Below are 20,601 nucleotides of genomic sequence, written 5' to 3'. Positions count from 1 at the left end.
TAGAGGTCTCCGGGGGGTGGACCAGACCTGAGCCCGGCTCGTCCATGCAGGCCAGAGGTATATGTGTTGGATATTTCAGCCGAAGCTACGGGGACCCCTGCTACGGGGCTCAGTACTGGAACGGAATCCGGAGTTCACGGCGTTCCCGCTAGTCAACGGGCCGAGCGTTCCCTGCCTCCGAACGCCTACCGGACCCTCCACGCCTTTCGCGGACGTGGCGAAGGGGCTACCGGCGAAATGTGGAGGCCGCGGCGATGATGGTGTGAACGACAGCCTGCGCAGCGAGGATTAGGACGGCACCGGCGGCGAAGCCGGTTCCCGCCCACTGGGTCAGGTGAGGCGCGAACAGGTCCAGGCCGAAGATGAGCAGCGCGGCGGTGAACTCTGCGGATAGCGCCGCCGCGGCCTTGGTCTCGTGCGTATTGCCGCCTGCACCGGCCACCTGCTTAGCGATCACCGCAGCCGTGCCGATCGCGATGACGATGAAGACCCACAGCGCAGACGCATGAAACACCGACTGCAGCAGCCAGCGGCTGATGGAGAACAGCACCGTGGCGATTACGCTGACGAGGCAGCCGACACCCACCTGGTCCCCGAACGTCTCGTCCCCGCCGGTGACCTCGTCGTTGGTCATACGTCGCCCGTCTCGTCGGCATTCTTGTCGCTGTCGCCTGTGATCAGGAAGAAGAGCCCGATGAGGAGCAGCGTCGCGATCGGGATGGCGACGATACCGCTCCACTGCAACCAGTAGAGCGCCTGCCCGATTGCCTTCCCTGTGGCTCCTAGACCTGTGTCGGGTAGACCTGAAGTCGCCGGCTGCTGCCACAGTGCCACCACGAAGTAGAGCAACAGCACCCATCCAGTGGCCAGCGTGGCGAAGAACGCAATCACGTCCTGGACGCGGCGCACCCGCATCTTCTGACCGGTCCGCGCCCTGTAGGCCACCGCGCAGAACATGAACAGTGACCACAGCAGCAGGTAGGAGCCCACGAGGAGTGCCGGACGGTGGAGCAGCCACGACACGTAGAACAGCACCGCCGCCGCGACAATGTTGCCGAGCACGCCTGCCAGCATTGAGAACCGCCGCCACCACCGCCTACCGGCGGCAACTCCGATCACGATCATCGCGGCGGCGAAAAGCAGGTGTTGCACCGTCGTCGAGGACAGGCCGGTGATGAGCTTGCCGAGGATACCGAGACCGACAACGACGAAGTTTGTGAACAGGGCGACGATGATGTCGCGGCCAGCCCTAGCGGCACCTCTGCCTACACCGTGACCGCTGCCATCGACGTTCTCGGCACCCGCCACAGGCAACCTCCGAATCGTTCCAGATCGACAGTAGAACCGCTCCGCTACGATTTCGAACGGAGAGGGGTGGAAGTTACCGAAATGGGTGCACTGGCAGTCCGGCACCGCCCAACTGCTGCCCCGCCTACTCAAGGGCCGCACCCGTAGGCCGGTCTTCCTTCTTGGCTTATTGATCGTCTTCGATCAGGGACCCTGATTTACCATTTTTGCCGCTGCTCTCCATGATCACTTCGCTGTGATCATTCGAGGTAAAGGCGTACTTGATGCCTACCTTGCTGCTGCCCTTTCTCATGATCATCGCTAGAGGCCGTCCGACGTATCGACGCCAGTTACCCTGCCGCCGTGTCCTCCCCGGGGGGGAGATCCCCTTTCGGACATAGGACGCAGCATCGCACCAACGCCTATTCGAAGCCGCCCACGATCGCGATGCCAGCTGATGCCTCGGATGCCGGGAACGTTCCCTCCGGACGTCCTGGACGTCTCGCAGGACGTCCGACTGGTCCAGCCGTCATCATTCCCCATCCCCGGGCCCATAGGACGGGACTGGGCGACAGCGACCTGTGTCTGTGTGGCGCGCGGTCTCTGCGCGGAACGTGGCCGGCGCCAAGACCGCCCTGGCTGCCGCGATCGAGGAGTTGACCGGTCCGCGCTGTCACCGGGACCAGGACGTCTCCAACTGCCGACCCGCAGTAAACACTGAAGGCCGCCGTCTCTTCGACGGCGGCCTTCAGCCGAGTCGTCCTGGCGGGGCGGCGCCGGAGGCACGACCGGCGGAGGATCCCGCTGTTCCGAGCCGCTCTGCAGCGAAGCCTCTTCCTCGGAGGACGACCTGACAGAGCAGCTCCCGTGGGCCAGAAGTTCTCTGACTCCGTACCTCGCACCGGCCACCCCGGGGGCACAACCCGGAGCATTGGACGCTCGTGGTGAGGAGCTGACTAAAACCATACCCTGAGCGGCAACGCCTGCAACCGGGGCTTTCGGCGAACCTACCGGCCATACCCATACCTTTGTACCGGCAGTACCCGGTTTGTAACCGGAGTAACTCCTACGCTTGTACCCGACTGAGATGCGCGTTCTTAGCCAAGACTATGTAACCTAGTAATACTTCCTCTAACTTATCCAGACTCCATAGGACGGCGATGGCCCCGGCGCAAGCCCCACGAATTCCCGCGGAGCCGTTCGGCGCGGCCTCCGCTCAAGCCTTGGACGCCGCGAAGAAGGCCGCCAGGATCGCCCGCAAGCGCGCACAGATCCGCCTGAGCTTCATCTCGCGGCCCTCCTACGACCCGCAGGCCCCACTTCCTCCACTGGCCCGGAGCCTGCGTGGCGGACGTGGCGGCAAGGTCCGGCTCAAGCTCCTGCTCACCTATCTCTGGATGCAGACCAAGGACCGCGGAGTCGCACTCGCCTACCCCGCGCAAGTCTGGGCCCGCCTACTGGATCTCGAGCAGCCCGAAACCGCCGGCGCCCGGCGCATCAACGAGGCCCAAGCATGGCTGGAAAAGCACGACTTCATCACCACCCAGGCCCAGCCCGGCCGCGCCAACAAAGTGACCGTCTTGAGCGAGGCCGGCGACGGCAGCCTCTACGTTGCCCCCGGTGCCGCTGCCAAAGCCCTCAGCAGCGACCCGAATAAGGCCAGGCATCACTACTACGCCCAGATCCCGGCCACCTTCTGGACCAACGGCTACATCCAGCTTATGACCGGCCCGGGCCTGGCCATGTACCTCATCCTGCTCGACCAGTACGCCCTCACCAACGGTCCGCCCCAGCCGGTCTGGATCAGCCCGGCCGCCTTCAAGGCCTACTACGGACTCAGCCAGGACACCCGGGCCGCCGGCATCAAAGACCTCACCGAACTTGGACTGGTCACCACCGGCCGCCAGTCCATCAACCCCGACGACTTCGACCTCGAACGCATCCGAAACGTCTACACCCTCAAACCTGAGCAACTCGATATGCCAGCCCGCCGCCAGCCCCAAGCCATCCGCGGCTCTCACGACGAGTTTCTCGACCTCGTAGACCCACCCCCACTAACACCGGATCGTGAGTAGGGCTCACCGTAGCTTCGGGAGTACCTGCCCTGGTTGGCGGTCTGGGTGGCCACGACGCGGGCCAGCCAAGCGCGGTCGGCCGCCACGGTCGCCGGGTCCTCGATGCCGGCCGGCGTCCGGCCGGACAGGGCATGCCGGTCGACGACGCGCTGGAAGACCTCTTCCGGTTCGCGCAGGGTGATCGATCCCGGCGAATCCTGGCTAGCGGGGCGCTGAGCGCGCCGTGAGTGGCCAAACTCGCCGCTCCCGGTGTCAGGGGCCACGGAGGGGGGTTGCATGTCGTCAGCGGGGTCTGAGACGGCTCTGTGCGACGCGTCCGTCTTTACAAAGTTAAGGCGGGTTCGTCGCTGATCTTGCTGCTGGATGAGGGCGGCGGTCTTCGGGCTCGCGGCCGTCAGTGCGGCGCGGGCCGCGGCGGCCGGGGCGGCGGCGTCCACGCGGCGGGCCAGGAGGCGCTCGCGCTCGGCGGCAGCTGCCGCGCGGGCCTCGGCGATGGCCTGGTGGCGGGCGGCACGGCGCTGGGAGGGGGAGGGCGTGATGCCGCCGTCGGGCGTGCGCCAGGGGGTGAGCCGGTAGCGGATCCAGCCGGGCAGCCAGCGCGGATCGCTGGTGAGCGTCCAGGCGGTGCCGTCCGGGGTGTGGTCCAGGGCGTGCAGCACGTCGGCGGGCGTCCAGCCGGCGCGGAAGTGCTCACGCAGCAGCGACCGCAGGTGCTTGGCGGTGATCTTGCGCAGGATCGGGGACCGCACCCGGAGCGCCTGGGCCGCCTTCAGCATGTCGATCTTGGATTCCGGCGTTGCGGACATCGACCACGTCCAGGCGGTGCCGCCGCTGTCGCCGCCCTGGCCGGCGTCGGCCTCGCGCGCGCCTGCGATAGGGGATCTCACCTCTGGGGTTCTCTCTGAAGAGAGAACCCCAGAGGGGGGTCGCTTTTCTTCCACAGGGCAAGGCGCGGGGGCACCTAGAAGGGCTGGACCGGCAGTGTCCTGCGGGGCCTCAGGGCGGGTCCGGCAGGGGCGGGGGCGGTGCATGGCCACCGGGATGGTCAGCGCGTACTCGGCTCCCAGGTTCCCCGCGCCGTCGTCGTCCTGGCCGCATCGGGTGCCCGGCCGCACCCTCGGGGTGGAGCCCTCGGTCACGGTGGCCAAAAAGCCGCGCTCGCGCAGCCACGCCGTCCACTTCTTCACCGTCGTCTCGCTCAGGCCGGTCAGCGCCATGATGCGGGCGCGGGTCGGGATGGAGGTCCACACGGCCGGGTCGACCAGCGACCGCTTGGCGCACCACCGCACCACTTCGGCCACCGCCAGCAGGTGGGTGCGCCCATCCCGGCGGTTCACGTCGAAGTCCGGGTGCGCCTGGACCGCGCGCAGCCACACCTGCTGCGACCGCGCCGAGACCGCGCCGCCCACCAGGCCGCTGACGGCCCGGATCGCCACGGCGATCGCGTCGCGCTTGAGCCGGCGGCAGGCCAGGCAGGTGTGCTCGAAACCGACGCCGTGCACCTCGCACGGCGGCGGGGCCTCGGCCCGCGGCCGCCGATCGGGCCGACGCTCCCGGCGCAGGCGGAACACGTGCGCGGCCGCGGCTCCCAGCAGCTGGCCACCACGCTGATGGCTGCCGCGCTGAGACGCGTACCGACGTGCGAAGCCCCCCGGGTGGACGGACGGGAAAGAAAGAGCGGTTGGCGAAGCCCCCGGCGTGTCTTCAGGGCGCAGTGGGCTAACCGCCTGGCTGCCTGCTATCGTCAACTCCAGACGTGACAAAACCCGTCGAGGACCGATCCGCTCTCCGCCGGCCAAAGCAGTCGAGCTGATCGATTCAGACGCGTTCTACGGTTTGCAGTTATCCACGCCCCGCAGCCAGCGGGGCTTTTTTCTTTGTCTAGGGCGACTCCTGCGATGATCGACAGTGAGTAGTCAGTGACGCATCCTTCCATGAACCCGCTGCCAGTGCCGCCGTGCACGGCGATCCCGTGCAGGGCGTGTCGCGCATGGCGAGGGCAAACGGGACGGGAGGGGCGTAGATCGGGCACCGACACACGGGGGTGGGGCGGGCCGGCCGCGTACAGCGCCGACATGGCCAGATCACTACCAGACTTCTTGACAAACCGCGCGAATCTCTTTACAAACAGTTCGTGATCTTTGTCAGATTCGCTGGTTGTGCCCCTTTTTGGAGGGTTTACGGCGTGTCGGACCGGCACGTCCTTCACGCGGCCGCGTCGGCGGCTCCCCGCCAGTGACGGGACCCGGAGCCGCGCGGAGGGGGAGGCAGTCGGCATGTCAGGCCGTGCCGATCTCGGACGGTGCGGCCGGTGTCTCGTCGTCGTGGCGGGCGAGCCGTTCCTCGGCGTCCTGGTCCGGCTCACGACCGGCCCCCCGCCGCGGCTGCCCCTGTGACCGCCTCCGTGGCCGCTTCTGGACTGTCGCCGGGTCCGGCCCGGCCGCTTGCTGGGCGCGCATGGCGTCGATCACGTCGTCGGGCACGTACGGGCCCGCCGCGGGCAGGACATGGCCGTAGCCGTGGGCCTTGGCCCAGGTGCGCGCCTGCTTGGTGTCGTAGTCGGTGCCGGGCCGGTAGCGCCGACCCGGCTCGCCGAGCAGGGCGCGGGCCTTGGCCAGCGTGGCCTTGGCCCGAGCCAGCCGCTTCCGCACGTCGTCCAGCTGCGCCTTGCTCTGGTCCTGCTGCGCGGTCAGGCGGGCGATCTGCCGTTCGGCCTCGGCGGCCTGCTGCACGGCGGCCGCCCGGAGCTCTTTGCGGCGGGCGGCCTCGATGAGCGTGCCGCGCAGCACCTGCGCGGCGTGCTCCAGCTTGGCTCGGGCGCATGTGACCTGAGCGTCGTCCGATGCTTCCGCCAGGCGCAGCAGCTCCCGCAGCTCGGCGCGGGTGATGGCAGCCTGGCAGGCGCTCATGCCCACCGGCCGCGGGATGCCGCTGTCGTCGACGACCAGGTACTCGCGCGCGGCCAGCTTGCGCACCGCCACGAGCGGCCAGGTCGTGATGTCACTGATCCGGGAGATCTCGCGGCCTTGCCGTAGCAGGGCCAGGACCTGGGCTTCGCCCTGGACGGCGGCGCGGGCGGGGGTCGAGCGGGCGGAGGTCGAGGTGGTCATGCGGCCCTCCCGACGAGGAGCAGCGGCAGCGTGACCGCCAGGAGGACCAGGTCGGCGAGCATGAGGTCGACGGCCAAGCGGATCAGGCCGTTCTTGGCCAGGGCGATCGTCGACAGCAGGTGCAGGTTGCCGGCGGCCTCCAGGGCGCCGTTGCCCTGGGCGGCCAGAGCGGTCAGCAGTTCGGCGCCGTCGTGGGCGCGAGCGTGGGCCACGAAGCCGGTGCCGCCGGTGCGGGGCAGGCGCGGCCGCACGCTCCACAGCAGCACCGCCGCGACCAGGACCAGGACCAGCCCGGCCGTCCACAGCGCAACCGCGCCGAGCATGGTGGTGCGCGGACCGGCGGCGGCCAGCGCGACGATGGCCGTCAGCCACCCGAGGGTGAAGGCCAGCAGCGTGTTGGCCTTGGCGTCGATGCGGGCGAGCTCGGCGCGCACCGCGTCGGTTTCGCGTGCCAGCACCGCCAGCGCGCCAGGGAAGGCGGGGGCGGTCATCGCGTCACCTGCCGCGCGCCGGCCAGATCGGCGTAGCGGGTGATCTGGACGGCGAGCACCGTCAGCGCGGCCGCCTCCAGGACGGACACGGCCAGCACCGCCGGCGCGTGCGGCCCGGCGGCCCACACGATAATCAGAGCGGCCAGCGGAGGCACGCAGAAGGCCGCCAGGGTCACGGCCAGCTGCAGCCACTTGCGCGACCGGCGGCGCGGGTCGCTGCCGTGGTCGGTCTCCCACTCGAACATCGGGATGTCGGTGGCGTCGTCGACCAGCGCGTGCAGGCGCGGCCCCAGCCGGGTGCGCACGTACCGGCCGATCTCGGTGATCATGTGGTCGTTGTGCAGGTGCGTCCAGCCGAGCACGATCCCGGCCAGGGGGAGCACCAGCAGTAGCTCCAGCCGGGCGGCGGTGGCGGTGACGGCGGCGATCGCGGCCGCCGCGGTGAGCACGGCGTACAGCAGCTGGTCGCGGGTGCCGATGCGGCAGCGCTGTTCGGCCTTGAGGGCGTCGTACTCGCTCAGCAGCACCGTGACGGCCCGCTCCTCGAGTGTGCGGTCTTGGTCAAGCACGGTCATGATGGGAGGTGCCTCTCTGATCTGGAGATTGGTGGGGTGTGCGGGCGCGCCCGCCGCGGGTTGTCTTGGCCGATGACCGCGGTGATGCGCGCCCGTCCTGCTGTTCAGGCGGCGATGAGGCCGCGAGGTATGGCGATGGCCAGCACGACGGCCAGCACGACGACGGCCGCGACCACCAGGTCGATCGCCGGCGGGCGGGTGCTCATCGGCTGTCCCGGGAGGCCAGCAGGGCGTAGGCCAGGCCGGTCAGCGCGCACAGCACGAGCGCGTCGCCGCCGTCAGGGCCTCATCGGCCTCGATCAGGTCGTTCGCGTCCTGCAGGTGCCGGTGCGCCTGCGTGTCCGCGTCGGGGTCCAGCGCGTGCAGGATGGCCAGCAGGGTGTGGGCCACGGCCGCGTCCTGGTGGTGGGCCTGGCCGTGCTGGACGTGATGCCGCAGCTGGTCGCTGGCCACCGCCAGGCGCTCGCCGCCGCGCCGGTCTCCCAGCAGCGCGCCGCTCGCGCCGAGCACGGCGTTGACGACGGCGCGGTCCACCGGGTAGCTCAGCAGGTCGTCCTCCTGGCGCAGGCGCTCGGCGGTCGCGGCCAGGAAGCTCCGGGCCTCGTGAAGGGCGCCGGGGCGCTGGATGGTCGTGGTGGTCATGGGGATCTGCCTTTCGGGTCGGGTGGATCGTGGAGGAGAGGTCAGCGCTGGATGACGGGCCGGGCGACGTCGCGGTGGACCAGGGTGACGGGCAGGCCCGCGGCGGCGAGCTCGGTGGCGATCGCCTGGGCCATGGCCACCGAGCGGTGGCGGCCGCCGACGCAGCCGACGGCAACGGTGACCGGCCCGCCGGCGGCGGTGGCGTGGGTCAGTTCGGCGGCGAGCTGGGCGGTGCGGCGGACGACGGCGGCCACGCCGGGGGTGGCCAGGACGTGGGCGCGCACGCTCTCCTGCAGGCCGGTCAGCTCGCGCATCGCCGGGTCGGCGTGCGGGTTGCGGAAGCGGCGGCGGGCGTCGACGACGATGTCGGCCTCGGGCGGGGCGGCGTGGCCGTACCCGAACGAGGTGATCTCCACGGCAGTCGGCTGCTGGGGAGTCGGGGTGCCGGCCGTTTCGGTGGCCCGCTGAGCCAGGAGCTCGGTCAGCCACTGGGGCAAGGTGGTGTTGGCGGTCATGATGGAGATCTCCTTCGGTTCGGTCGCGGTTGGACGTGGTGCGGGGGTTGGTGTCATCACGCCGACAGCACGGCGGCCGTGGTCAGCGCCGCGGTGATGGCGATGGCCAGGTAGACGGGCAGCGGCGCGAACCGGGCCCGGACGGCGGCGAGGGCGGCCACGACAGCGGCGGCGATCACGCCGCCGTACACGATCAGGGCGGGGATGCCGCCCAGGCCGAACATGGCGGCGAAGCGGGCGTGGGCCAGCAGGGCGCCGAGCGCGGTCAGGCCGCCCAGCCCGGCCAGGACACGGGCGACGGCCAGCGGCGCTCCCGTGAGCTCGGCGTCGGCCGTGGCGGCGACGTCGACCAGCCGGCGCCGCGGCTCCGGCGTGATCTTGGCCAGGCGGCGGGCGCGGGCGCGCGGCGTCGGGTGGCCGCCGAGCAGCCAGCCCCCGGCCCGGTACCACAGCGTCTCTTGCGGGATGCACTCCAGGGTGGTGGCGACCATGCGGTAGCCGTCGTGGCCGATGTCCGTGAGGATCTTGGCGGACAGGGCGTCGGCGGCGTACTCCTCGCGGCGGCGGTTGCGGGCGTCGCTGAGCATGAACGCCAGAACCAGGGCCAGCGCGGTCAGCATCGGCCACCAGGGCAGGCCGCCGGCCATCGCCGTGCCGCACAGGACGGCCACCAGCAGGGCCGAGAGGTGGACGGCCACGTGCCAGCGGTGCGGGCCCTGGCAGTGGCCCAGGGCCAGATGGGCGGTCTCGTGTGCCAAGGTCGCGCCGAGCCGGGCCGACGTCGCCGACAGCACCGACGGCGAGAGCGTGACGCGGCCCATGGCGGTGCAGGCGTTGACGGTGGACTGGGCGTGGTCGGCCAGCTCGGCGGGGGCGATGGTCACCAGGACCTCGCCGGTTCCGGCCGCGCGGGTGATGGACCGGGTCAGCATCATGGCGCCGGCCAGCTCGGCGTCCAGGTCGGTCTCGGGCGCGTCCTCCTGGTCGACGTCCTGGTCGAATTCCTGGTCGACGTCCTCGACGCCGGCGGCCGGGGCCGGTCGGCCCGCCGGGCCGGGCTCGCCGGGGGCGTCGCCGGGGGCGTCGTCGGCCTCGGGCGGGGTGGCGGCAGCGGCTTGGTCGTCGCGGAGTTCGGCCAGCAGGTCGGGCCATTCGTCGGCGTTCAGGATGCGGCCGGTCAGCTCGTCGGCGGGCGCGGCCTGGGTGGTCGAGTCGGTCATGGATCGTCCTTTCGGGTTTCCCGGGGTGTCCGGGTGTCCGGGGGACACGGCGGGGGGTGCGGGTGTCCGGGGGACACGGCGGGGGGTGCGGGTGGGTCTCGGAGCGTTTGGAGAGGGTGCCCTCCCCCGGACGTCCGGGTGGCCGGGCCACGCAACCGCTGGTCGAGGGCCGTACGGGGGGCTGTCCGGGGGGTGTCCGGGTGTCCGGGGTGGACGTCCGCCCCGGACACCCGGCCGGCTGCTAGGCGGCGCTCCAGTCGGCCACTTCCGGCGGCACCTGGAGCCGTCCGGCGCGGATCGCGTTGGCGGCCGCCAGGACGTCATCGAGGGCGTAACCGCGGGCTTCCTCGCCGTTGACGCTGAAGGCCCGCTTGAGCGGGGTCACGCCGAGCGGGCGCAGCAGGTCGGCCAGCGCGTTGGTGTTGGGCTGGCCCTGGCCGTCAACGATGTGCAGTTCGCGGGCGAGCGTCTCGGAGTGGACGCGCTCGCGGCGGGCCTGCTGGAACACCTCCAGCACGGCCTCCACGATCGGCGGGAGCGGGTGGCCGTCTTCGACCAGCCGAGCCGGGGCCGGACCGGGGGCGTGCCGGATCGCCGGCACGTTCGGTGAGCCGGTCCCGGCCGGCCCGGCCGGGACCGGAGCCGAGCTGGCCGCCGGCACCCCCATCAGGTCGGGCCAGTCGGCGGCGTTCACCGGCAGCGCCGGGGCGGCCCGCTCGGCGGGGGGCGCCATCAGGTCAGGCCAATCGGCTGCGTTGCCGCCGGGCACGAGCTGCAGGTGCGGCGCCCCGCCCGTCTCACCGCCCGGCGGCATGACGGGCGGCACGGCGGGTGGCACGTGGGCCGGGTGCGGCGTCGGCTCATACGCGCGCCGCGCCGCGGGCACCGCGCCCCCGGCCTGGGCCGTCCGGGCACTGGCGGCCGGGGCCTGGGCGGCGTCATCCTGCGTCTCCTCCTCCAGCTCCGCCATCGCGGTGAAGGTGGCGCGCATCCGCTCGTAGCGGGTGGCGTACCAGTAGCCGGCGACGTCGGCCGAGGCCTGGTCGAGGTCGGGCCGCATGCGGGCGATCGCGATCGCGGCCCGCTCGACCAGCTCGGGGGAGACGTTGAACCCGCGGAACGGGCGGGCCCGGGAGCCGCCGATGCTGATCAGACCGGTGCCCGGCCCGCCGAGCGCGTCCATGGTCAAGCCCTGGCCCCACTGGCCGAACATGTGCCCGATCTCGTCATCGTCGGGGCCGTGCATGAGGATGCGCACGCCCGACTGCTTGCGCATGTTGACCGGGACCAGGTCGGAAGTGGGACGCAGCGCGGAGACGACCAGGTTGACGGCGGGCTCGCGGCCGATGTTCTGCAGCTCGCCCAGCAGCTTGGCCAGGCGCGGGTCCTTGAACGGCTCGGCGCCTTCGTCGACCACGATCGTGATCTGCGGCAGACTCGCGCTGACCGGCAGCAACGTTGTGTTGTGCTTGCGCTTGAGCTTGCGGTAGGCGGTCTTGCGGTACTTGGCGATCGCGACCGCGACGGTCAGCATCAAGATCGCCTCATCGATGTCGGCGGCGGCCCAGTCGATCGGGCAGCGCTCGACCTTTCCGTCCAGCCACACGTCGATCCACATCTGCGTGACGCCGCCGCCGTTGAGGTCGATGTGCCAGGTCAGGTTGTCGGTGGAACGCCCCAGCGCGATCGACAGGACCTGCAGCAGGGTCGTCTTGCCCGACCCTCGCTTGCCCGCGATCAGGGTCGCTTCCTGGCGGATGGAGATCTCGGTCGGGTCGGAGTTGGGGTGCTCACCGAGACCGAGCGCCCCCAGGATCGACAGCGGCGTGAAGTCGTCGGGGCAGTCGATCGGCATAGCCATCCGGTTGACGGTGGACACGCGCAGCACGACCAGGCCCCGGTCGGCACCGGGCGCGACCTCGATCCCGCAGCCCATGGCCAGGCGAGCGTCGGTGGCCAGCGCCTCGGCGTAGTTGGCGAGCTGCTGGCGGGTCACACCGGCGCCGGGCAGCACCAGGTGCACGTCGTAGCCGGCCCGCGTCGGCCACGGCACCACGGCCGTGACCTGGACACGCATCCGGCACACCCGCATGATGCGGGCCTCCCAGTCGCCCGCCACCTGCACGGCCTGCCGCGACAACAAGGCGGTGCTGGCCCGCGCCGGGGCCGTGGCGCTGCGCAGGCGCCGGTCCTTGGTCGGCTTGCCCAGCGGGGAAGCCAGGCCCGCCACCAAGGCGCCCACGGCCAGCGACCCCACGGCGTACTCGGAGAACACCGTGGTGGCTGAGGTGTAGGCCAGCCAGCCCGCCGCCCCCAGCCAGCACCCCATCCGGTAGAACAAGGCGGCCGGGCTCAGATTGTGCCGGGTGGCGGTCAAGATGGTGGTGCCGACGCCGCCCACGCCCGCCACGGCGGCCCACATCGGAGACACCGACGCCAGCTCGCTGCCCACGCCCAGCACGGCCAGCGCCAGGGCGCCCTGAACCGTCGCCTGGACAGGCCCGCGCGGGGTCAAGGACCAGTCAGCCTGGGCGGCCTTCGCGGTCTTCGCGGTGGTCTTGGTCGAAGTCACCGGAGATCTCTCCTTCACTGCGGATAGTGCAGGTCGGTGCAGGTCGGTGCTGTGGTGAGGGCCGGTCGTGCACCGGGGGCGCCCCGTCCCAACCCCCCTTCGGGGGAGGGGCTGGGAGAGGGCCCTCAGAGCACGCTCGGGCTGGTCAGACGTTCCAGAGCGGCTCGTTGGTGCGGGGTGCGTCCTCGCGCTTGAGGTCGTCGGCGTGGATCTGCTTGAACAGCGGCCCGACCTCTTGGGCGATAGTGATCAGCACCCGGTGCGCGGCGTAGAACTGGCCCAGCTTCTCCACGACGGCCGGGTGGATCGGATACTCGCCCTGCAGCCGCACCAGGTAGGCCCGCACGGAGTTGGCGACGTTGGCGGGCAGCTCGGGGAGCTGATCCAGCTCCCGAGAGACCTGCCACATGTCGACCGGGGCGTAGGCGTGGGCCAGGGCGTTCATCTCGGCGGCGGCTGCCACCAGCGGGAAAGAGCCGGACATGTGGAGTGACCTCCTGGTTGTCGCGCCACCGAACGGCGGCTGATACGGGTGACGGCGCCGGCGTTCGGCGCCGTCCTGGGTGGTGCTGGCCTGGTCGGTCTCGGTGGCCGTCCCGGTGGTCGTCTCGGTCGTGGTCGAGCCGGCCCGTGCATCGGTCCCTGGGTTGGCCTGGGCGCGGGCCTTGCGGCGCTTGCGCCAGCGCTCGCTGATCAGCGCCACCAGGGCCACCGCGGACGCGGTCAGGCCCGCGTCCCAGCGCCACAGCCCGGCGGCGGCGCGGCGGCGCAGCTCACGGAACCCGCCGCCGGAGCCCTGGACGGCCTTCCAGGCGGCTGAGACGCGGCTGCCGGTGCGCCGGTCGACGTACGCGCCGGCCCGGCGCGCGCCGCGCCCCAGCACGTGGCCCAGGCGCCGGCCGGCACGCCCGATCGCCCTGGTCGCGCGGGCGCTGTGGCGGCCGGCGAACCGGGCGACCCGGACGGGCCGGTCCCCGGCCGTGCGATTGACCCACTTCGCGCCCCGGGCGACGCCCTGCGAGCTCCGGACGATGCCGCGCCCGGTGGCCTTGCCCGCCCAGCCGACGCCGCGTCCCGCTGCTCGGCCAGCGCGGCCGATCGTGCGACCGGCTCGGCCGACCTGGCGAAACGCGGTCCGCGCGGGCGTGTGCTTGGGCTTGACGGCCTGGCCGGTTTTGTCCGCCCTCGGCGCCTGGGCCTTGCTGCCCGCCGCGCCGCCACCACCGCCGCCGCGGCCGCGGCCGGTCGACGTCGACCGGCCCGCCGACCCATGCCCAGCGTTACCGTCGGCAGCGCGGCGGCGTCCTGCGAGCGGGCCGCCGTCCCCGGAGCGGCGGGTACGCCCCCCGCCCCCGAGCAGGGACATCACGCCGTTCCGGGAGGAGCGGCCCCCGCTGAACAGGGCGGAGCGGGCAGGCCCGGAGCCGCCGCCCCTCGACGGCCCGGACTCGCTGCGGGAGCGGGAGCCGTTGCGGTCCTGGCGCCGGCGCGCCACATACAGCGCCGCGCCGGTGGCGGTCACCACGGCGCCGCCCACGACGCCCGGCAGACCGAGCAGGTGGTACAGGGTGCCGAGCACCGTCGCGGCCCCGGAGGCGCCACCGAGCGCGAGCTGCCCGGCGGGCAGGCGGCCGCTCTGCTCAGCGGTCTCCTGGGCGGAGCCGTCGTCGTCCGCGTCCGGGGGCTCCGCGCTCGCCGCCTCCTCCGGGCTGCGGAAGTCCTCGCCAGGCGCCTGGGCCGCTCCGGCCGGGGCGGCCTGCCCGGCGTCGGACGGCATCGCGTTGTCGCTGGTCGCGGGCGGGGTGTCCCCCCGGACGTCCGGGGGGACGTCCGGGGGGACAGTGATCGTGCGGTCGGTCATGAGGTCCTCCGCGAAGTGGTCCCGGCGCCGCGGCGCCGGGTCGGGCGGGCAGGCTCGGCAGCCACGGCGGCACGCGCCTTGCGCAGCAGCAGGGACAGGCCGGGCAGGCAGAACAGGCCGGTGACCAGGCCCGCCAGCCAGGCCGCCGCCAGCGGCGGCAGCGACGTGGCCTGCAGGCCCCACCAGGCCAGCGCCGAGACGATGCCGACGCCCACCAGGTGGCCGGTGACGCTCTCGCTACGGCGGGCGCTCATCGCGGCCCCCCGTCAGCGGCGGCGGGGCGCCAGTCGAGCCAGCAGCACACGGTGCGGCTGGTCGGCTCGGCGAGGACCTCGTAGGTGTCGGCCAGCTCCCGAACGAGGGCCAGGCCGCGGCCGCCCTCGCCCTCCCGGCGGGCCGCCGGCACCAGCGCGGGCCCCAGATCGATGCAGGTCACGCCCACCGAACCGGCGGCCGCGTCCACCTCGATCTGAACCGCGTACCGGCCGCCGGACGCGCCGGACGCCGAGTGGAGCACGGCGTTGGTGGCCAGCTCCGACACCACCAGGGCGACGTCGCCGGCCCGGCCACAGCCCACCGGCAGCAGCGCGATCGCCCACGCGCGGGCCTCGCCGATGGAGGAGGCCAGCCCGGCGAAGCTGCGCGAGACGGTCACGGGCGCCGAGATCGCGATCGCCATCACGCCACCCCCGTCCGGTGCGTCGACGGGACCGCGGCCTGCGCCAGCAGCACCACCGGCCGGGCGCCGGCGGGCGGCACCTGGCCGTGCTCGGCAAGGTGTTCGCGCACGTAGACGAGCGGGTCCGGCTCGCCGGCCGCGGCCGCGGCCACGCTCGCGCGGGCGGCGGCCAGCAGCTCGCTGTAGGCGGCCGCCAGCATGACCAGCTCATCGCGCGTCAGGGCGCACGTCGGCGCCAGCACGGCGGTCATGACGCACCATCCAGCGCGGTGTGGAAGCTGACCAGCAGGAACTCCTGCACGGCCCCCACGCCCAGCAGCAGCTCGGCGTCCCCCGGCACGGCCAGCCGGATGACCCTGCCGCGGGCCTGGACGACACGGCGTGCCTGGTCGACCATGCGGGCCAGCTCATCGCGGCTGACGCGCCAGACGACCGGCGTGCCCACGCTGGAGGGCACGGTGATGACCACCAGGTTCCGATCGTCGGGAGCGGCGGCCAGCGTGCCCTCCCGGCTCCCCCAGGGAAAGTCGGTCTCACGCATCCTGACCTGCGCCTGGTGGCCCAGCAGCGCGGCCAGCTCCCGATCCCAGTCGATCCGCTCATGCTCACGCTCGATGGGGACCACCTCGACGGTGGCCTCGACGAACTTGGCCACCAGCGCGCGGGCGACCAGGAACCTCAGCTGGACGCCGTGCTCCGGCATCAGCGTGAGGACCAGGTAGCCGGCCGCCTCGTGCGGGGCGACCGTGACGTCGCCCTCACCTGCGGCTGTTGCCTGTCCGACGACCAGCAGCGCCCGGGCGAACTGCCAGGACACCATCTCGCCGGCGTCGCCGCGCGAGTACGGAAACAGCAGGTGAACCGCGTACGGGTCGTCGGCTTCGTAGGCCAGCACGGCCTGCACCGGTTCCTGGCCCTGCTCCCGGGAGCGCCGCCGTCCGGGCCGCAGTTGGCGCTCGTCGACCGGCCAGAGCGTCAACGCCTGCGTCACCGAGGTCGCGGGCTTCATGCCGCACCTCCCGTCTCTGCCGCCAGAGCCTTCTTGACCTGGCTGGCGTAGGTGGTGCCGCATCCCAGTGCGTCGCGGAACTTGCCGACGCCCGCGTCCGCCGACAGCTCGCCGGCGGCGATCAGAGCACGCGCCCGACGCTTCAGCGCCTCGACGTCGACCCTCGCGGGGGTGGGCGGAGCGCTGTACTGGCGGCTGGCATTTGTCCTGTACTGAGGGGCAGTACGGCCCCCGGTACGGCCTGTACCGGAGGTCTCCGGTACGGGCAGCACCTGCAGCACCGACCACAGCGCCGGCAGCACCCACACGGCGGTCACCGCCGCGATCGGGCCCAGGCTGTGCACGACCAGGGTCAGCGGGCTGAAGTCGACGCCGGGCGCGAACGCGGGCCAGCAGTTGAGGATCAGCGTCAGCGCCAGCAGCAGCGCCTCGGCGCGCAGCAGCTTGCGGCCCGGGCCGTCCTTGTCCTTACGGTCGACGACCTGACCGCGCATCGCGGAGTATGCCTGCACCGCCACGGCGGCCAGCAGCGGAAGCGACAGGGCCGGCTCCACGCCGAACGCCGCCCACCAGGTGAAGGTGTGCCGCTCCAGCTTCAGCGCCGTGGCCACCGAGGCCTGCACGCCGATGCTGGAGACGGCCAGGCCGATGGTCGCGGCCGCCATCACCATCACGGTGGTCGTGCGACGCACCTTGGCGTCGCGGTAGGCCAGCGCGACCGGGTCCTGGGCGAGCTCGTGCAGCCGGGCGGCCTCGTAGACAGCCAGGCGGCGCTTGCGCACCTTGTTGGTGTCGATCAGCAGCGGCGCCTCATCGGCCTGCAGGCGCGCCAGTTCGTGCGCCTCAGCCACCTCCAGGCGCAGCCGCTGCACACGCCGGGTCTCCCCGGACACCATGGGCAGGTCTGGGACGATCTCGCCGTCGACGATGTCGTCGTCCGCGTCGTCCGCGTCGAACTCCTCATCGTCGCCCTGGGTGTCGACGTCGGCCTGAGTGGCGAGCAGGGGCTCGAGGTCACTCTGTCGGTCGTCGACCGGCTGGGGGTCCTCGGGCAGCGGTGCCGGCGGCAGCGCGGGCGGGGCCTGGTCCAGCACCAGCCGACGCTCGATCTCCGCCAGCACCCGGTCCAGGTCGCCGTGGTGGGAGGACTCGCGGTTGGGGGTCGCGATGCTCATCGCCCGTCCACCTCCGCCCGCGCCGCCACGGCCTCTGCGGCGACGACCTTGAGTAGTTCGGTGAGCCGGTCGCTGACGGCCCGCACGGACTCCATCGACGGCACCCCGGCCGGGCCCATCTCCTGCAGCGCCGAGCCCAGGCGCAGCACGGCGTCCTGCACCGGGCCGGAGACGCTGGAGTCCACCACCTTGGGGATGACGGCGTGCGTGGCCTCCCACGCCTCGTAGACCGTGGCGGCCAGGCCCTGCCGCAGCCCCGACCGGTTCGGGTTGTCCGGCAGCGTCACCGCCCAGTCCGCCAGCACCTCCCGCAGGTAGGCCAGCCGCTCCAGGGCGTCCTGGCCGGCCGGGATGGCGGGCACCACCGGCAGGGGCGAGTCGAGCGGCGGGAGCGAGGGCGTCGAGGCGGCCATGGAGTCGGGAGTGGCGCCAGGCCGCGTCGCGCGGTGGTTGATGCGCCACCACAGCAGCCGCGACCACCAGCCGCCGCGCCGGGCTTCGAGGACGTCGGTGACGTCGGCCAGGCCCTCCTCAACCGCCCCCTTCACGGCCAGGACCTGGTCGGCCTGGTTGTCCATACCCTCAGCGAGGGTGCGGTGCAGGTCGCGGATCGCGCTGGCGGTGTCGGCGTCCTGTGCGGCCGCCGTGGCCACCGCGGTGGCCAGGTTGCGCACCAGACTGGCGAGCTGGGCCAGGTCCTCACGGGGAGCGGCGGCCGTCTGGCGCAGCTCGGCGCGCAGCCCGGCCAGCTCGTCGACGACGGCCAGCATCGCGTGCGCGGTTGCGGCCTGCGCCGCGTACATCGCGGTCGCGGCGTCGTCGCCCTTGCGCAACGCGTAGCGAAGCTGCTTGTCGCAGACGGAGGAGTTCTCGTAGAAGCGGTCCCTGTTCGCCGCGTCGGCCAGCAGGGCCTTGGACTGCTCAGCAGACGAAGGGATCTGTACAGACGAGGCGGTCATCGGGCCGCCTCCTGACACTGGGTGCAGGAGGCCTGGTGCTCCATGACCTCTGCGGGCGTCGCGGTCATCAGGACCAGCGCGAGGGCCGTGCACTTGATCGCGCTTGAGGCAGCGGCTCCCGCGATGCTCATTCGCTTTCCCATTCAGGCCACCGCCTCATCAGTGGCCAGCAGTTCCGCAATGTGCGTGGAACGGAAGCGGCGGAGCCGCCCCCCGGGCGTCGGCACAGCCTTGAGCCGCCCGCTCCTTACCCACCGGCGAATGGTCCCGGGGTGGACACGGAAGACGTCCGCCACCTCGGAGGGCAGCAGCAACTGTTCCTGAGCCAGCCCCTCTGTAAGGATGGTCATTGGGTCGTTTCTCCTGTTCTGAAGGGGACGGGTGCGACCCTGTGGGCGGCCTGGTGGGTTCAGCACCAGGCCGCCCTTCGTTGTCTCGTCCAAATCGGACTCGGTGTACTAGCACGCAACCTAGATGGTGTACTAGAACACTGTCAATCACGAGGGGCGAGCTGTATCGCCAGGGTGACTTACCACTGCCCTTTGGTGTACTAGTACGCTTGGACTAACACCACTCGCCAACCCAGCTCACAGGAGGAGTTGCCGTGGCACCTGAGGTTCACCGACCTGAACCCCCCTATCTTCAGGTGGTCCGACACATCAGGGACCAGATCGAACGTCGCGAGTTGCAGGACGGTGACACGATTCCTTCGGCGCGCCAGCTCAGCAAGGACTGGAACATTGCCTTGGCCACCGCCACAAAAGCCCTGGCCACCCTGCGAGCGGAAGGCGTGACCCGTGCGGTGGTAGGCGTGGGGACAGTCGTCAACACGGCAAGCACATCCCACTCACCAACGGACCGTGCAGTGTCTATCAGGCGGACTGGGCGCATCTACCCACCCGACGAGCACGCCAAGATCCAATCGGCAACGTTGGTCGAGGCGCCAGAGCATGTAGCTGATGCACTGGGAGTCGAAGCCGGCACCCCCGCGATTCGGCGGCATCGAGTGACATATCGCGGCAACCAGCCTGTTTCGGCGTCCACGAGCTGGTTCGACGGTCAGCTCGCCGAGCTCGCCCCCCGGCTACTGCAGACCGAGAGGATTGTGCAAGGCACGTTTGGCTACGTGGAAGAGATGACGGGCCGGGCCATCACGACGTCGAGGGACCAGCATGCTGCTGACGCAGCCACTGAGCAGGATGCGCTAGACCTGGGGATTGTTGTCGGGTCGCCCGTCCTAAGGGGCCGGAACTGGATTCTTGACGCCGACGGCCTGGTGCTGGAGTACGGCGAGTACGTCTCCACCGCGGGGCGTTGGCAAAGCTACGAGTTCGAGATCACCAACAGCTAGAGGATCTTCTGTGGAACTTATTCATTCAGGCAAGGTCAGGGACGTCTATCTGGACGGCCAGGACCTCATTTTGGTCGCTTCGGACCGTGTCAGCGTCTACGACGTCGTCTTGCCCACCCCCATCCCGGACAAGGGGAAGATCCTCACGGCTCTATCGCTGTGGTGGTTCGACCAACTCGCCGATGTCTGCCCAAACCATGTGATCAGCGGCACAGACGTGCCTGCTGAGTGGGCCGGTCGTGCCGTACGATGCCGCCGCTTGGAGATGCTCCCCGTTGAGTGGATCGCCCGCGGTTACCTGGCTGGCCTGGGCCTGCAGGAGTACCGCGCGAAGGGCACGGTCTCCGGAGTGCCGCTCCCGGCCGGGCTGGCTGAGGGTTCGAAGCTCCCCGAGCCGATCTTCACGCCGACCACGAAGGCCACAGTCGGACACGACGAATTCATCACCTTCAACGACGTTGTCGACCAGATTGGCGCAGACACCGCCGCTCGACTGCGAGACATAACCCTGGAGATCTACCGGCGCGGAGCTGAGATCGCCGCCGAACGGGGCATCATCATCGCCGACACCAAGCTCGAGTTCGGACGCGCGCCGGACGGCACGCTGGTCCTGGCCGATGAAGTGCTCACCTCCGACTCCAGCCGCTTCTGGCCAGCCAGCTCCTGGCAGCCAGGACGCACCCAGCATGCGCTCGACAAGCAGTTCGTCCGCGACTGGTCCTCCACACTCGACTGGGACCGCACCCCGCCCGGGCCGTCGATTCCCGACGACATTGTTCAAGCCACCCGAGCCCGCTATATCGAGGTCTACGAGCGCATCACCGGCCACAAGTGGGAGGAAAAGTGACGACCGGCCGACAGTACTTCGACCCGACGCACCTGGTGCGCGAAGTCCGAGAGCTGCTCCACTCGCATGGGCTCGACACTGCCACCTCGGGTGATGACCAGCTGGCCAGAACGGGGGCATCGATGCTTCTGCGAGGGTTGGGAATCACGCCTGCTATGGACAGTATCGACGCTCTCGCCAGAGCGATGGACAAGCCATGGGTGGACGCTGACGATCTAGCTGCAGAGCATCGA

At 71.2% G+C, this 20,601-nt stretch carries 21 protein-coding genes; 3 read left to right on the top strand and 18 right to left on the bottom strand.

Translation table 11 applies throughout. From position 1 onward, the window contains the following. Positions 1-226: 226 nt before the first annotated feature. Positions 227-634: a hypothetical protein gene (locus ACBR40_RS45735; RefSeq protein WP_371252797.1), complete on the bottom strand. Its 408-nt coding sequence runs from the start codon at positions 632-634 to the stop codon at positions 227-229. Beyond that, a complete protein-coding gene (locus ACBR40_RS45730) occupies positions 631-1,308 on the bottom strand; it encodes a hypothetical protein (RefSeq protein ID WP_371252796.1) in 678 nt (225 codons plus the stop codon). The genes ACBR40_RS45735 and ACBR40_RS45730 overlap by 4 nt, the downstream gene beginning before the upstream one ends. 1,202 nt (positions 1,309-2,510) lie before the next feature. On the opposite strand from ACBR40_RS45730, the gene ACBR40_RS45725 reads away from it, so the two are divergent. After that, positions 2,511-3,362, top strand: coding sequence for a hypothetical protein (locus ACBR40_RS45725; protein ID WP_371252795.1), 852 nt, complete (start codon positions 2,511-2,513; stop codon positions 3,360-3,362). On the opposite strand, the gene ACBR40_RS45720 is transcribed toward ACBR40_RS45725, so the two are convergent. The 16 genes from ACBR40_RS45720 to ACBR40_RS45645 form a co-directional block, all read right to left on the bottom strand. Continuing rightward, positions 3,305-4,933, bottom strand: coding sequence for a hypothetical protein (locus tag ACBR40_RS45720; RefSeq protein WP_371252794.1), 1,629 nt, complete (start codon positions 4,931-4,933; stop codon positions 3,305-3,307). The genes ACBR40_RS45725 and ACBR40_RS45720 overlap by 58 nt on opposite strands. A gap of 708 nt (positions 4,934-5,641) precedes the next feature. Further along, positions 5,642-6,472 (bottom strand): hypothetical protein, encoded by an 831-nt coding sequence (locus ACBR40_RS45715; RefSeq protein WP_371252793.1) that lies wholly within the window; start codon positions 6,470-6,472, stop codon positions 5,642-5,644. Continuing rightward, positions 6,469-6,963, bottom strand: a complete 495-nt coding sequence (locus ACBR40_RS45710; protein ID WP_371252792.1) for a Pycsar system effector family protein — start codon at positions 6,961-6,963, stop codon at positions 6,469-6,471. The genes ACBR40_RS45715 and ACBR40_RS45710 overlap by 4 nt, the downstream gene beginning before the upstream one ends. Then, complete coding sequence (locus ACBR40_RS45705; protein WP_371252791.1) at positions 6,960-7,532, bottom strand: hypothetical protein; 573 nt, start codon at positions 7,530-7,532, stop codon at positions 6,960-6,962. Before ACBR40_RS45705 ends, ACBR40_RS45710 begins: the two co-directional genes overlap by 4 nt. A gap of 252 nt (positions 7,533-7,784) precedes the next feature. Further along, positions 7,785-8,180: a hypothetical protein gene (locus ACBR40_RS45700; RefSeq protein WP_371252790.1), complete on the bottom strand. Its 396-nt coding sequence runs from the start codon at positions 8,178-8,180 to the stop codon at positions 7,785-7,787. 41 nt (positions 8,181-8,221) lie between these two features. After that, positions 8,222-8,695 carry an ATPase gene (locus ACBR40_RS45695; RefSeq protein ID WP_371252789.1) on the bottom strand — a complete coding sequence of 158 codons (474 nt, stop codon included), beginning with the start codon at positions 8,693-8,695 and terminating at the stop codon, positions 8,222-8,224. 56 nt (positions 8,696-8,751) lie between these two features. Next, positions 8,752-9,915 carry a M48 family metalloprotease gene (locus ACBR40_RS45690; protein ID WP_371252788.1) on the bottom strand — a complete coding sequence of 388 codons (1,164 nt, stop codon included), beginning with the start codon at positions 9,913-9,915 and terminating at the stop codon, positions 8,752-8,754. Positions 9,916-10,156: 241 nt separating this feature from the next. Beyond that, positions 10,157-12,487 carry a hypothetical protein gene (locus ACBR40_RS45685; protein WP_371252787.1) on the bottom strand — a complete coding sequence of 777 codons (2,331 nt, stop codon included), beginning with the start codon at positions 12,485-12,487 and terminating at the stop codon, positions 10,157-10,159. Positions 12,488-12,632: 145 nt separating this feature from the next. Further along, the gene (locus ACBR40_RS45680; protein WP_371252786.1) at positions 12,633-14,348 is read right to left on the bottom strand and encodes a hypothetical protein; all 1,716 of its coding nucleotides are present in this window, start codon (positions 14,346-14,348) and stop codon (positions 12,633-12,635) included. Beyond that, a complete protein-coding gene (locus ACBR40_RS45675; RefSeq protein WP_371252785.1) occupies positions 14,345-14,602 on the bottom strand; it encodes a hypothetical protein in 258 nt (85 codons plus the stop codon). The genes ACBR40_RS45680 and ACBR40_RS45675 overlap by 4 nt, the downstream gene beginning before the upstream one ends. Further along, positions 14,599-15,027 (bottom strand): ATP-binding protein, encoded by a 429-nt coding sequence (locus ACBR40_RS45670; protein ID WP_371252784.1) that lies wholly within the window; start codon positions 15,025-15,027, stop codon positions 14,599-14,601. Before ACBR40_RS45670 ends, ACBR40_RS45675 begins: the two co-directional genes overlap by 4 nt. Continuing rightward, positions 15,027-15,278 carry a hypothetical protein gene (locus tag ACBR40_RS45665; RefSeq protein ID WP_371252783.1) on the bottom strand — a complete coding sequence of 84 codons (252 nt, stop codon included), beginning with the start codon at positions 15,276-15,278 and terminating at the stop codon, positions 15,027-15,029. Before ACBR40_RS45665 ends, ACBR40_RS45670 begins: the two co-directional genes overlap by 1 nt. After that, entirely contained in the window at positions 15,275-16,036 is a 762-nt protein-coding gene (locus ACBR40_RS45660; protein WP_371252782.1) for an SsgA family sporulation/cell division regulator, read from the bottom strand. Before ACBR40_RS45660 ends, ACBR40_RS45665 begins: the two co-directional genes overlap by 4 nt. Next, entirely contained in the window at positions 16,033-17,211 is a 1,179-nt protein-coding gene (locus tag ACBR40_RS45655; protein ID WP_371252781.1) for a hypothetical protein, read from the bottom strand. The genes ACBR40_RS45660 and ACBR40_RS45655 overlap by 4 nt, the downstream gene beginning before the upstream one ends. Beyond that, positions 17,208-18,170 carry a hypothetical protein gene (locus ACBR40_RS45650; protein WP_371252780.1) on the bottom strand — a complete coding sequence of 321 codons (963 nt, stop codon included), beginning with the start codon at positions 18,168-18,170 and terminating at the stop codon, positions 17,208-17,210. Before ACBR40_RS45650 ends, ACBR40_RS45655 begins: the two co-directional genes overlap by 4 nt. Before the next feature lie 143 nt (positions 18,171-18,313). After that, on the bottom strand, positions 18,314-18,520 hold the full coding sequence (locus tag ACBR40_RS45645; RefSeq protein WP_371252779.1) for a helix-turn-helix domain-containing protein: 207 nt from the start codon (positions 18,518-18,520) through the stop codon (positions 18,314-18,316). 254 nt (positions 18,521-18,774) lie between these two features. On the opposite strand from ACBR40_RS45645, the gene ACBR40_RS45640 reads away from it, so the two are divergent. Next, positions 18,775-19,521: a GntR family transcriptional regulator gene (locus ACBR40_RS45640; protein ID WP_371252778.1), complete on the top strand. Its 747-nt coding sequence runs from the start codon at positions 18,775-18,777 to the stop codon at positions 19,519-19,521. A gap of 10 nt (positions 19,522-19,531) precedes the next feature. Next, entirely contained in the window at positions 19,532-20,368 is an 837-nt protein-coding gene (locus tag ACBR40_RS45635; RefSeq protein WP_371252777.1) for a phosphoribosylaminoimidazolesuccinocarboxamide synthase, read from the top strand. Positions 20,369-20,601: the final 233 nt, after the last annotated feature.

The organism is Nonomuraea sp. AD125B, assembly GCF_041402765.1.
Taxonomy (GTDB): Bacteria; Actinomycetota; Actinomycetes; order Streptosporangiales; family Streptosporangiaceae; genus Nonomuraea; species Nonomuraea bangladeshensis.
The sequence above is the reverse complement of the archived record's forward strand: the minus strand, read 5'-3'. Positions and strand labels throughout refer to the sequence as shown.